The following is a 13446-nucleotide window of genomic DNA, read 5'->3' as shown; positions in this document are numbered from 1 at the left end:
TTGACATGGTGTCCACGCAATCGGGTGACAATGCCGTCCACACGCCCGCGCGTGTGCGGGGCAGGGAACAGCGGACGCTGCGGGCGGGCTACATCCCGCTCATGGATGCCTCGATCCTCATCGTTGCAGCCGAACTCGGCTTTGCTGAAACCGAGGGGCTGCGTCTCGACCTGGTGCGCGATGTCACCTGGGCCAATGTGCGGGACCGCCTCGCATTCCGTCAGTTCGATATAGCGCACATGCTCTCCCCGATGCCGGTTGCCTCCATGCTCGGGCTGGGCTCGAACCCTTCTCCAACCATAGCACCCTTCTCGCTCGGCCGCGGTGGCAATGCCATCACGCTCTCGGCGCGCATCTTTGAGCGCATGAAGTCACTGACCGGCCTCAGCGATGAGGCCGACGCACTTGCCAATGCGCAGGCACTGGCTGCCCTTCTCGCCGACATGCGCGCGCGCGGCGAGACAGTGCCCACCCTCGGCATGACCTATCCCTTCTCGTCACACAATTACGAGTTCCGCTACTGGCTTGCCGCCGGCGGCATTGATCCGGACCGCGACGTCAAGCTCGTCGTGGTTCCGCCGCCGCTGACATCCGATGCCTTGGCGGCCGGCGCAATCGACGGCTTTTGCGTCGGTGCGCCCTGGAATATGATCGCCTCCGAGCGCGGAACAGGCCGCATCGTCGCCGCCAAGCAGGATATCTGGCCGCTCGCGCCGGAGAAGGTTCTCGGTATGCGTCCCGACTGGGCCGAAGCCAATGCCGATACGGTGTCGCGCCTCTTAGTCGCGCTCGATCGGGCAGCCCGCTGGTGCGACGATCCCAGCCATCACAATGAACTTGCCCAGATCCTGAGCGCGCCCGACTACATCTCCGCGCCAACGGACATAATCCGACGCGTGCTGAGCGGAGAATTCAGTCTGGATGCCCAGGGCACGAAGCGGATCGTCCCTGATTATTTCCTCTTCCATCGCGGGGCGGCCAACCATCCACGGCCAGATCAGGCAAGCTGGATCTACAGCCAGATGATCCGCTGGGGGCAGGTCGGTTTCAGTGCAGACGGCATGGCGGGGGCCAGAAGTGCATTCCGCCCTGACCTGTACCGGACCGCGCTCGGTGTGGATGCGGCCATACCGGATGACACAAGCGAAAAGGGACTGGCGGGCTATGCCGGGTTCATGGATGGTGCGCTTTTCGACCCCGATGATGTGGCGGCCTATGTCGCCCGTTTTCCGGTCAGATCGGTTGCGGCAAGCACCGGCTCGACCGAAACCTGATCCGCTGCGATGCACAAAGCTGAGGCATTTGCACCGACCAGCAGGTCGGTGAACGTGCAATTTCTCAAATGAACCCATAGGTGGAATTGACGCAGCTCTCGGGAAGAACGCTTGAATTCCGTGAGTTTAACCCGGGCCAGATCAAACTGGCACGCTCCTTGCTTTGCTGTTTACGTCCACGGTCAACGGCGATCGCAGGACGGATGAGCGCCGCATCTGGCGCAGATAACCATCAGACAATGACGTCGCAGGCTTCTTGCTGTCCGGCTCCTCCCGCCAGGACCTCGCAGGAAAGCACGCGGCGTTTTTTCGTTTTTCCGGATCTCCGTCATCAGACACAGAGGGGCACAAGCTATGACCAAGACCAAGGCAACGAGCATCACCCGCCGCCAGATTCTTAAACTCGGTTCTGCCGCCGCACTCGCAAGTGCTGCGCGGTTGGCGTTTCCATCCGGCGCATTCGCCGCAACCGCTGGGCCTGAAGTGACGGGCGTCAAGCTCGGCTTCATCGCACTCACCGATGCCGCACCGCTGATCATCGCCAAGGAAAAGGGCCTCTTCGAAAAACATGGGCTTCCCGATGTCGAAGTGCTGAAGCAGGCGTCCTGGGGCGCCACCCGTGACAACCTTGTCCTCGGTGGCGAAGCGAACGGCATCGACGGCGCCCATATCCTGACCCCGATGCCCTATCTGATGGAAACCGGCAAGGTCACGCAGAACAATGTGCCGGTGCCGATGTCGATCATCGCCCGCCTCAATCTCGACAGCCAGGGCATTTCGGTTGCCAAGGAATATGCCGAAACCGGCGTGCAGCTGGATGCCTCCAGACTGAAGGAAGCCTTTGCCGCCAAGAAGGCAGCCGGCGGCGAGATCAAGGTGGCCATGACCTTCCCCGGCGGCACCCACGACCTGTGGATCCGCTACTGGCTGGCCGCCGGCGGCATCGATCCGGACAAGGATGTCTCCACCATTGTCGTGCCGCCGCCGCAGATGGTCGCCAATATGAAGGTTGGCAACATGGACGCCTTCTGTGTCGGCGAACCCTGGAACGAACAGCTGGTCAACCAGGGCATCGGCTTCACCGCCTGCACCACCGGGGAGCTCTGGAAGGGCCATCCGGAAAAGGCGCTCGGCCTGCGCACCGAATGGATCGAGAAGAACCCCAACGCCGCAAAAGCCCTGATGATGGCCGTCATGGAAGCCCAGATCTGGGCCGACAGCATGGACAACAAGGAAGAGATGTCCGCGATCCTCGGCAAGCGCCAGTGGTTCAACGTGCCGCCGAAGGATGTCGCCGGTCGTCTGAAGGGCACGATCAACTACGGCAATGGCCGTCTCGTTGAAAACACCGGCCTTGAGATGAAGTTCTGGAAGGACCACGCCTCCTATCCCTTCAAGAGCCATGACGCCTGGTTCCTCACTGAGAATGTCCGCTGGGGCAAATTCGCACCCGACACCGACATCAAGGCTCTGGTCGACAAGGTCAACCGCGAGGACATCTGGCGCGCCGCAGCCGCCGACCTCGGCATCGCCGCCGCTGATATTCCGGCCTCAAGCTCGCGGGGTCCTGAGACCTTCTTCGACGGCAAGGTCTTCGATCCCGAAAACCCGAAGGCCTATCTCGACAGCCTGTCGATCAAGGCCGGGGCTTAGTTTGCCTGCCCCTCATCCCCCTGCCGGGACCTTCTCCCCGCTAGCGGGGAGAAGAGGGCAAGCGGCAAGGCCGGCGCTTTGTCTCCCTCTCCCTGCTTGCGGGGAGAGGGTGGCGGCAGCCGGGTGAGGGGCAAGCCCCCGGATGCCAACTGAACAGCAATTGTTGAAGAGGACCACACCATGACCGCAACAGCCCTCAAGGTCGGTTCACCGGCTCAAGCGATGGCGCAGGCGTCATCAGACAAAAGCGCGACCGTCGTCGTGATGGCACAGCGCCCAACCCGCAAGCTGAACCTTCAGAGGGCATTGACAGCCGTCTGTCGCAACGTCCTGCCGCCGCTGGTGGTGCTTATCGCGCTCCTCGCCGTCTGGCAGGTGGCTTGTTCGCATCCGGGCGCCACTCTGCCGCCGCCGTCACAGGTCTGGACGGACAGCTATGACCTGATTGCCTTCCCTTTCTTCGATTATGGCTCTCAGGACATCGGCCTCGCCTGGCGCGTGCTGATCTCGTTGCAGCGGGTGGCTATCGGCTTTGGCCTGGCAGCCATCGTCGGCGTCTTTCTCGGTGCGGTCGTCGGCCAGTCGGTCTGGGCCATGCGCGGTCTCGACCCGATCTTCCAGATCCTGCGTACCGTGCCGCCGCTGGCCTGGTTGCCGCTGTCGCTAGCCGCCTTCCAGAACTCCAATCCCTCGGCGATCTTCGTCATCTTCATCACCTCGATCTGGCCTGTGATCATCAACACCGCCGTCGGCGTGCGCAACATTCCAGATGATTATCGCAACATCGCCCGCGTGCTGCGCCTCAATCTGCTGGAATTTTTCATCCGCATCATGGTGCCGGCGGCTGCCCCCTACATCTTCACCGGCCTTCGCATCGGGGTCGGGCTGTCGTGGCTCGCCATCGTCGCCGCTGAAATGCTCACCGGCGGCGTCGGCATCGGCTTCTTCATCTGGGACGCGTGGAATTCCTCCCGTCTCTCCGACATCATCGTGGCGCTCGCCTATATCGGCGTGACCGGCTTTGTCCTCGACAAGCTCGTCGCGCTCCTCGGCAACGTCATCACCCGCGGCACCGCGAAGAACTGAGGAGAGCGACATGAACGCCTATCTCAAGATCGACCATATCGACAAAAGCTTCGAACGTTCCGGCGCCCGCACGGAAGTTCTCAAAGACGTGACGCTCACCATCGACAAAGGTGAATTTGTCTCGATCATCGGCCATTCCGGCTGTGGCAAGTCCACCCTGCTCAACCTGATCGCAGGGCTGACCCGGGTCTCCGCCGGAGCGGTTCTTCTGGAGAATGTCGAGGTCAACGAACCAGGGCCCGAACGTGCCGTCGTCTTCCAGAACCACTCGCTTCTGCCGTGGCTGACCGTCTACGAAAACGTCAATCTTGCCGTTTCAAAGGTCTTTGCGGGAAAGAAGACGAAGGCCGAAAAGCATCACTGGGTTATGCGCAATCTGGATCTCGTCCAGATGGGCCACGCCAAGGACAAGCGCCCCTCGGAGATCTCCGGCGGCATGAAGCAGCGTGTCGGCATCGCCCGGGCGCTCGCCATGGAGCCGAAGATCCTGCTGCTCGACGAGCCGTTCGGGGCATTGGACGCGCTCACTCGCGCCCATCTGCAGGATGCCGTGATGGAGATCCATTCCCGCCTCGGCAACACGATGATCATGATCACGCATGATGTCGACGAAGCGGTGCTCTTGTCCGATCGCATCGTCATGATGACCAACGGCCCGGCCGCCAGGATCGGCGAAGTCCTCGAAGTGCCGATCCCGCGCCCGCGCGACCGCATCGCGCTCGCCGCCGACCGAACCTACCTCAAATCCCGCGAAGCCGTGTTGAAGTTCCTCTACGAACGCCACCGCTTCGTCGAAGCCGCGGAGTGACATCAATGGCTGAAAAACTCGTCATCATCGGCAATGGCATGGCGCCGGGGCGCATGCTGGAAGAACTGTTCGAAAAGGCCCCCGGCCTCTTCGATGTCACGATCTTCAATGCCGAACCGCGCGTCAATTATGACCGCATCATGCTCTCGCCGGTGCTCTCTGGAGAGAAGGCGTATGAAGATATCGTCATTCACAATGACGACTGGTACGCGGCGCACGGAGTGACCCTCCACAAGGGCGCCAAGGTTAGAGAGATCCACCGGCATGCGAAGACGGTCACCTCGGCGAACGGTATCGTGGCCCCTTACGACAAGCTGGTCATTGCGACAGGATCGCTGCCCTTCATCATTCCGGTTCCGGGCCATCAATTGGCGGGCGTTTTGCCCTATCGCGATCTCGACGACGTTGATGCCATGCTCAAGATCGCCGAAGGCAAGGGCAGGGCGATCGTCATCGGCGCCGGCCTGCTCGGCCTTGAGGCTGCCTATGGCCTGAAACGCCAGGGCATGGATGTCACCGTCATCCATCTGATGCCGACCATCATGGAACGCCAGCTAGACCCGGCCGCCGCCTACCTGCTGGAAAAAGCGCTCACAGAACGAGGCATCGACATTATCACCAAGGCCAACACCAAGCAGATCCTCGGAACCGACAAGGTCGAAGGCATCGAGCTGGAAGACGGTCGCGTTATATCAGGCGACATGGTGATCATGGCCGTCGGCATCCGCCCGGCCTCGCAGCTCGCCAAAGACGCTGGCATCGCCGTCAACCGCGGCATCGTCGTCGACGACGGCATGATGACCTCGGACCCCCATGTCTTTGCGGTTGGCGAATGCGCCGAACATCGCGGCACCTGCTACGGCCTGGTGGCGCCACTTTACGAGGCCGCACGCGTTCTTGCCGATCGGCTGACCGGCGGAAATAGCGAATATCATGGCTCCGTCGTCAATACGAAGCTCAAGGTCACCGGTATCAATCTCTTCTCTGCCGGTGACTTTGCCGAAGCGCCAGACCGGGAGGAAATCGTGCTGCGCGATGCCTCGGCCGGCATCTACAAGCGCCTTGTGCTGAAGGACAACAAGATCCTCGGTGCCGTCCTCTATGGAGAGACGGGAGATGGCTCCTGGTTCTTCGACCTGATGAAGCGCGGAACCGATATCTCTGAAATGCGCGACACCCTGATCTTCGGCCAGTCCTACCAGGGGGGCGCCTCGCTGGACCCTATGGCGGCCGTTGCAGCCTTGCCGGATGATGCAGAAATCTGCGGCTGCAACGGCGTCTGCAAGGGCAAGATCACCTCGGCAATCACGGCCAAGGCTCTGACGACGCTGGATGGCGTGCGTGCCCACACCAAGGCCTCGGCCTCCTGCGGTAACTGCACCGGTCTTGTCGAGCAGCTGATGGCGCTCACGCTGGGCGATGCTTACAATCCGGCCGCTGTCACGCCGATGTGTACCTGCACCGAGCTTGGCCATGACGACGTGCGCCGGCTGATCAAGGCGAAGGGTTTGAAAACCATTCCCGCCGTCATGCAGGAACTGGAATGGAAGACCTCCTGCGGCTGCGCCAAATGCCGCCCGGCGCTCAACTACTATCTCGTCTCGGACTGGCCGGACGAATATGCCGACGATTACCAGTCGCGCTACATCAACGAGCGCGTCCATGCCAACATCCAGAAGGACGGGACCTATTCCGTCGTGCCGCGCATGTGGGGTGGGGTGACGAATGCCGCCGAACTTCGTGCCATCGCCGATGTCGTCGACAAGTTCGAAATACCGATGGTGAAGGTCACAGGCGGCCAGCGCATCGACCTGCTCGGCATCGAGAAGGAAGACCTTCCAGCCGTCTGGGCAGATCTAGGCAAGGCCGGCTTTGTGTCAGGCCAGGCTTACGCCAAGGGTCTGCGCACCGTGAAGACCTGCGTCGGCTCCGACTGGTGCCGCTTCGGCACGCAGGATTCGACGGGGCTTGGCATCAAGCTCGAAAAATTCATGTGGGGTTCGTGGACACCGGCAAAGCTGAAGCTCGCCGTCTCCGGCTGTCCGCGCAACTGCGCCGAGGCCACCTGCAAGGATATCGGTGTGATCTGCGTGGATTCCGGCTTCGAGATCCACTTCGCGGGCGCTGCTGGCCTGGATATCAAGGGCACGGATGTGCTCGGCCTCGTCAAAACCGAGGAGGAGGCTTTGGAGCACATCGTGGCACTCACCCAGATGTATCGCGAGCAGGGCCGCTATCTTGAGCGCATCTACAAATGGGCAAAACGCATCGGCCATGACGAGATCCGTCGCCAGATCATGGACGATCACGACAAGCGTCGTGCTTATTTCGACCGCTTCGTCTTCTCCCAGAAGTTCGCGCAGGTCGATCCGTGGTCGGAGCGGGTGTCGGGCAAGGACAAACACGAGTTCAAGCCGATGGCGACCGTCGGCTTCCCTCAGGCAGCGGAGTGAGATCATGGATGACAACTGGATCGCCATCGGACACATCGACGACATCCCGCTTCGCGGCGCGCGCTGCGTGAAGACGCCGGATGGCAAGATCGCCGTTTTCCGCACGGCTGAAAGCGAGGTCTTCGCCATCGAGGACCAGTGCCCGCACAAGGGCGGCCCGCTCAGCCAGGGCATCGTCCACGGCAAAGCCGTGACCTGCCCGCTGCACAATTTCGTCATTTCCCTGGAAAGCGGGCAGGCGCTCGGTGCCGACGAGGGCGAGGTGCGAACCATTCCCGTGCGCAACATCGACGGCCACGTGTCGATTGCGCTGCGCGCGGCAGCCCTGGTGGCGGCGGAGTGAGGAGGATGCGCATGGCGGTTGGCATACCCTCCTCTGTCCTGCCGGACATCTCCCCCTCAAGGGTGGAGATTGGATGGCGCGCGCTCCCCGCTTCCTCGCATGCGTCCTTGGCGTCGGCCTTCATGACTGGGCGAGACGGCCGCTCCGGGTCATTCTCCCCCCTTGAGGGAGAGATGTCAGCGAAGCTGACAGAGGGGGATGCCACCTCCCGGATCGGAAGACACGATGCTCACTGAAACCAAGACGACCTGCCCCTATTGCGGCGTCGGCTGCGGCGTGATCGCCACGGTCGATGTCACGGGCAAAGTCAGCGTGCGGGGTGATCCGGACCATCCGGCTAACTACGGCAGGCTCTGCTCCAAAGGCTCGGCCCTTGCTGAGACGATCGGCCTTGATGGCAGAGCGCTATACCCGGAAATCTTGGGCGAGCGCGCGAGCTGGGATGCTTCGCTCGACATGGTGGCGCGCACTTTCACGCAGACCATTGCCGCACACGGTCCCGACTCCGTTGCCTTCTACGTCTCCGGTCAGCTTCTGACAGAGGACTATTACGTCGCCAACAAGCTGATGAAGGGTTTCATCGGCTCGGCCAATATCGACACCAATTCCCGCCTCTGCATGGCGTCCTCGGTTGCCGGTCATCGCCGTGCCTTCGGCGCCGATACCGTGCCCGCCTGCTATGAGGATCTGGAGCTTGCCGATCTCGTCGTGCTGGTCGGTTCCAACATGGCCTGGTGCCATCCGGTCCTCTACCAGCGCCTCTCGGCAGCCAAGGCCCTGCGCCCTGCCATGAAGGTCGTGGTGATCGATCCGCGCCGAACCGCCACCTGCGACATCGCCGATTTGCATCTGGCGGTTCGTGCCGATGGTGACATCGCTTTGTTCAGTGGCCTGCTCGCCCATCTCGCCCAGTCCGGCGCGATCGATGAAAACTATGTCGGCCGGCATACCTCAGGCTTTGCCGCAGCCCTGCTTGCAGCCTCACACGGCCGTCTCGCGGAACTTTCCGAGGCGACCGGCGTCTCCGGCATGCTGATCCGCCAGTTCTTCCGTCTCTTCGCTGAGACGCAGAAGGTCGTCACCTGCTACAGCCAGGGCGTCAACCAGTCGTCCGTCGGCACAGACAAGGTCAATGCCATCCTCAATTGTCACTTGGCAACGGGGCGGATCGGCCGCCCCGGCATGGGGCCTCTGTCGCTCACCGGCCAGCCCAATGCCATGGGTGGGCGAGAGGTCGGCGGTCTTGCCAATATGCTCGCGGCCCATATGGCGATCGAAAATCCGGTGCAACGTGATCGGGTGCAACGGTTTTGGAAGGGCCCGGTGATGGCGGACAAGCCCGGCCTGAAGGCGGTGGACATGTTCAAGGCGGTGGCCGACGGACGCATCAAGGCAATCTGGATTGCGTCCACCAATCCGGTCGTCTCCATGCCGGATGCCGATGCGGTCAAGGCAGCACTTGCAGCCTGTCCCTTCGTGGTCGTTTCGGACATACAGAAGGACACCGATACCGCCCGTCTTGCCCATGTCCTGCTACCCGCGACCGGATGGGGCGAAAAATCCGGTACCGTCACCAATTCAGAACGGCGCATCTCCCGCCAGAGACCTTTCTTGTCCGTCCCGGGCGAAGCGCGCGCCGATTGGTGGCAGTTTGCGGAGGTGGCCAAGCGCATGGGATTCCGTTCCCCTTTCGACTATTCCGGCCCCGCAGCCATCTATGCCGAACATGCGGCTCTTTCCGCTTTCGAAAACGACGGCGAACGCGATTTCGATATCGGCGCCCATGCCGGGATCGGAGACCAGGTCTATGACGACCTTCTCCCGTTCCAGTGGCCTCTTTCTCACACCGGAGCATCGCAGGCCCGCTTCTTCGCCGAGGGGGGCTTCTTCACCGCTGATCGCAAGGCACGCCTCGTGCCGGTCGCGACACCGGTTATGCAAATACCGGATCCGAAATTTTCCTTCACCCTGAACACTGGCCGTATCCGCGACCACTGGCACACGATGACGCGCACGGGAAAGAGTGCGCGGCTATCCGCGCATATCGCCGAGCCCTTCTGCGAGATCCACCCGTCGGATGCGGACAAGGCCGGTATTGGCGATGCCGATCTGGTGCGCATCGATGCTGAAAACGACCGGTCGATCATCGTGCGCGCGCTTTTGACCGAACGGCAGATGCGTGGCGCGCTCTTCGTTCCCATGCACTGGACGGGGGAGACGGCGCCGAGCGCCCGCGTCGATACCCTTGTCAGCTCTCTCGCCGATCCGCTCTCAGGCCAGCCGGCCCTGAAGATGGCGCGTGTTGGGGTCTCCCGCTACGTGCCTCAGATGCATGGCTTCCTGATCACAGTAACGCGCCCTCTGGATCTGCCATTCGCCTATTGGGCGATTGCACGAACAGAGGGAGGCTACCGGCTGGAATTTGCAGGCTCCCCACCTGCCGATGGCTGGGAACCATGGTTGCAGCATAGCCTGCAGCTTGGGGAAGACGAGCAGTTCTCTGGCTATGTCGATCGAAAGACGGGTGATTATCGCCTGCTCGCTTTCGATGGCGATCAGCTTCTGGCAGCCCTATTCGTCTCGCCACAGCCCGTCTCGGTATCGCGGCAATGGGCGGCGGATCAACTGAAGCAAAGCCATGCCGACCGGCAGGCGCGCTCCAGGCTTTTCGCCGGTCGCCCGGCTGCCGGCGCGTCTGACAAGGGTGCCATCGTCTGCTCCTGCTTCTCCATCGGTATCAATGAGATCAGTGCTGCTGCCCATCGTGGCTGCCGCTCGATCGAGGCTATTGGCGCTGCTTTAAATGCCGGAACAAATTGCGGCTCCTGCCGCCCCGAAATCAGGAGGATCCTGGATGCGAACCAAGCCCTTGCCGCGGAGTGATGCCCAAGAACGCATCGCCCCGCTCGCCAAGCTTCCGCTGTTCTGGAACCTTGCCGGCAAGCGAGCGGTCCTCGCAGGAGGATCGGATGGCGCCGCCTGGAAGGCGGAGCTTCTCCAGGCCTCAGGTGCCGAGGTCGAACTCTATTGCGAAACCGATCATCTCGGTGAGACCATGAAGGCGCTCGTCGAGCGCACGTCGATGATCCACCATGCACATCCCTGGCATTGTGGCATCTTTAGAGGCGCATCGCTGGCCCTTGCCGACTGTGAAACCGATGACGAGGCGCGCGCCTTCTTTTGCGCGGCGCGTGCGGCGGGCGTGCCCGTCAATGTGATCGACAAGCCTGCTTACTGTCAGTTCCAGTTCGGCTCGATCGTTAATCGCTCACCGGTCATCGTCTCAATCTCCACTGATGGTGCCGCCCCGATCCTCGCCCAGGCCATCCGCCAGCGCATCGAAACACTCCTGCCACCATCCTTGAAGCAATGGGCGATCCTTGCGCAGTCGCTGAGGGAGGCCGTCAATCGCCGCCTCTCGCCGGGGACGGCACGGCGGCTCTTCTGGGAGCGGTTCGTATCCCGCAGCCTCTCGACGAACCAGCCGCCGACCGAAGAGACAGCGGACGCCTTGCTGGCGACGACAGAGGAGATTGCATCCGCGCCCCAATCGGGATCGGTGACATTGGTCGGAGCAGGGCCGGGGGATGCCGAGCTTCTGACACTGAAAGCCATGCGGGCGCTGCAGGCCGCCGATGTCATTCTCTTCGACGATCTTGTCTCACCGGACGTGCTGGAACTGGCGAGGCGCGAAGCGAAACGCTTCCTCGTCGGCAAGAGAGGTGGCCGGGAGAGCTGCCGCCAGGATGATATCAACGACATGATGGTCAATTTCGCCAAGGCCGGCAAACGTGTCGTGCGGCTGAAATCCGGTGATCCGATGATCTTCGGGCGCGCCGGCGAAGAAATCGCCCGGTTGGAAAGCGAGGGCATCCCCGTCGATGTTGTGCCGGGCATCACCGCCGCTTCCGCCATGGCAGCTTCGCTCAAGACATCGCTGACCAATCGCGACCACGCTCAACAGGTCAGCTTCGTCACCGCCCATTCCCGCCACCACGAACTGCCGCGAACCGTCGACTGGGCCTCGCTCGCCGCAACCAACCAAACCTCGATCTTCTACATGGGCGGACGCATGGCCGGGCAGATCGAGCAGCGCCTGCGGCAGCACGGCATGAAAGGCGATATGCCGGTGGTCGTGGTCTCCGCCGTCAGCCGGCCGCAAGAGCGCCACTGGTCCGGTCCGCTCAAGAGCCTCGCTGCAGCGATGGAGACCATAGGCGTTGACGAGCCGGTCTTGATCGGCGTGGGTGAGGTGTTTGGTGGCATGACAGAGAGCTGGATCAATTCCACGGAAGTCAACGATCTGCAGCGCCACATGACGATTGCGGCACCCCGATTGTCAAACCGGCTTTGATATCGGCAACTTCGCCCGAGCAACCGCCTCACGCCATCGTGCGAGTAGGTTGGCGCGTGAAGTTGGGGACAGAGTGCCGGGGGTGAAGCGCCTGGCGTGCGCCGGCTCGGGCGCTGTTATCCCCATCGCGCCAAAGGCCATAGCCGCAGCACCGAGCGCGCCCACTTCCGGCTGGTCGCCGCGCAACACGGGCCGATCCAGCAGATCCGCCTGCAATTGCATGAGAAATTCATTCGTCGAGGCACCGCCGTCTGCCATCAGCCCGGAGAGAGAAAGCCCGCTGTCCTGTTGCATCGCTTCGAAGACATCGGTGATCTGGAGCGCCACGGCTTCCATGGTTGCCCGGGCGATATGAGCCGGCGTCGTTGCATGGGTCATGCCTGAAATCGTGCCGGTGGCGTCATCCGTCCAGTGTGGCGCACCCAAACCGGCCAGTGCCGGTACGAAGACCACCTTGCCGCTGTCGGGAACCGATTGTGCCAGATCGGATAGTGCAGTCGGTCCACTAAGCCCGAGCAAAGTCGCGACGAATGCGATCGCTTGTGCGGAAACGGTAATATTGCCCTCAAGGGCATAGGCGACGCCACTGTCATCGGACCAGGCGATCGTGCTGGAGAGGCCATGATCCGACAATAGGCGCCTTTCCGTCAGGGTCATCAGCGAGGACCCTGTCCCGTAGGTCGCCTTGACCAGCCCTGAGGTGCGGACACCATGGCCATATAGGGCGGCGTGGCTGTCACCCATCATTGAAAGGATGGGTGTGCCTGCTGGCAATGCTGTCGTTGCTGGCGCCGTTTCACCAAAGCGACTGTTGGAGGCTCGGGCTTGCGGAAGTGCAGAGAGAGGCACATTGAAGAGGCTGCAGAGTTCCGGGCTCCACGCGAGCCTAGCCGTGTCGAAGAGCATGGTGCGCGAGGCGTTGGAATGGTCAGTCGCGAAAACGGCCCCTGCCGTCATCTTGAACAACAGCCAGCTGTCGACCGTGCCGGCGCGCAGCCGTCCCTGGGCGGCCAGATCTGGCGCACCTGCGATATTCTCCATCACCCAGCCGAGTTTGGACGCCGGGAACAGGGCGTTGATCGACAACCCAGTCAGTTCGGCAACTGCCCCGTTGTGTCCTTGGTCGATCAGCCTCTGACAGGCTGCAGCGCTCCTGCGGCACTGCCACAAAATCGCAGGCGCCAGGGGCTCGCCCGTCTCCGCATCCCAAACAACGAGGGTTTCTCGCTGATTGCTGATGGCAATCCCAGTGATCGGGCCGTGGTCGCCCGCAACAATGTCGGCAATGACCGCCTGCACGCTCTGCCAGATCGCATCTGCCGATTGCTCGGCCCAGCCCGGATGTGGATAGTGGGATGTAAGGGGCACTGAGGCCTTGGAGACGACCATGCCCGAAGCGTCGACCAGAACGGCCTTCGTGTTGGTCGTGCCCTGATCGATGGCAATGATGAATGGCTGTTGTCCGACCATCGAGA

Annotated in this window: 9 protein-coding genes; 8 read left to right on the top strand and 1 reads right to left on the bottom strand. The window is 62.2% G+C overall.

Features of this window, described 5'->3' with window-relative positions:
• The first annotated feature begins 5 nt into the window (after positions 1–5).
• The 8 genes from ASE36_RS05250 to cysG all read left to right on the top strand — a co-directional run bounded on the left by ASE36_RS05250 (position 6) and on the right by cysG (position 11971).
• A complete protein-coding gene (locus ASE36_RS05250; RefSeq protein WP_156378568.1) occupies positions 6–1274 on the top strand; it encodes a CmpA/NrtA family ABC transporter substrate-binding protein in 1269 nt (422 codons plus the stop codon).
• Between the two features lie 354 nt (positions 1275–1628).
• Positions 1629–2927, top strand: a complete 1299-nt coding sequence (locus ASE36_RS05245; RefSeq protein WP_062276215.1) for a CmpA/NrtA family ABC transporter substrate-binding protein — start codon at positions 1629–1631, stop codon at positions 2925–2927.
• A 264-nt stretch (positions 2928–3191) separates the two neighbouring features.
• Complete coding sequence (gene ntrB, locus ASE36_RS05240; protein ID WP_413813646.1) at positions 3192–4013, top strand: nitrate ABC transporter permease; 822 nt, start codon at positions 3192–3194, stop codon at positions 4011–4013.
• Positions 4014–4023: 10 nt separating this feature from the next.
• Positions 4024–4821 carry an ABC transporter ATP-binding protein gene (locus ASE36_RS05235; protein ID WP_062276211.1) on the top strand — a complete coding sequence of 266 codons (798 nt, stop codon included), beginning with the start codon at positions 4024–4026 and terminating at the stop codon, positions 4819–4821.
• A 5-nt stretch (positions 4822–4826) separates the two neighbouring features.
• Complete coding sequence (gene nirB / locus ASE36_RS05230; protein ID WP_062276210.1) at positions 4827–7274, top strand: nitrite reductase large subunit NirB; 2448 nt, start codon at positions 4827–4829, stop codon at positions 7272–7274.
• Positions 7275–7278: 4 nt separating this feature from the next.
• The gene (nirD, locus tag ASE36_RS05225; protein ID WP_062276207.1) at positions 7279–7617 is read left to right on the top strand and encodes a nitrite reductase small subunit NirD; all 339 of its coding nucleotides are present in this window, start codon (positions 7279–7281) and stop codon (positions 7615–7617) included.
• A 225-nt stretch (positions 7618–7842) separates the two neighbouring features.
• Positions 7843–10500 (top strand): nitrate reductase, encoded by a 2658-nt coding sequence (locus ASE36_RS05215; protein WP_062276204.1) that lies wholly within the window; start codon positions 7843–7845, stop codon positions 10498–10500.
• Positions 10472–11971 (top strand): siroheme synthase CysG, encoded by a 1500-nt coding sequence (cysG, locus tag ASE36_RS05210; RefSeq protein ID WP_062276202.1) that lies wholly within the window; start codon positions 10472–10474, stop codon positions 11969–11971. Before ASE36_RS05215 ends, cysG begins: the two co-directional genes overlap by 29 nt.
• Here the strand turns inward: cysG and ASE36_RS05205 are convergent.
• On the bottom strand, positions 11957–13441 hold the full coding sequence (locus tag ASE36_RS05205) for an FGGY family carbohydrate kinase (RefSeq protein ID WP_062276200.1): 1485 nt from the start codon (positions 13439–13441) through the stop codon (positions 11957–11959). The genes cysG and ASE36_RS05205 overlap by 15 nt on opposite strands.
• Between the last annotated feature and the right edge of the window lie 5 nt (positions 13442–13446).

It is taken from the genome of Rhizobium sp. Root274, from assembly GCF_001429245.1.
Lineage (GTDB): Bacteria > Pseudomonadota > Alphaproteobacteria > Rhizobiales > Rhizobiaceae > Allorhizobium.
Note: the sequence above shows the minus strand (reverse complement) of the source record. Positions and strands in the feature narration are given on the sequence as shown.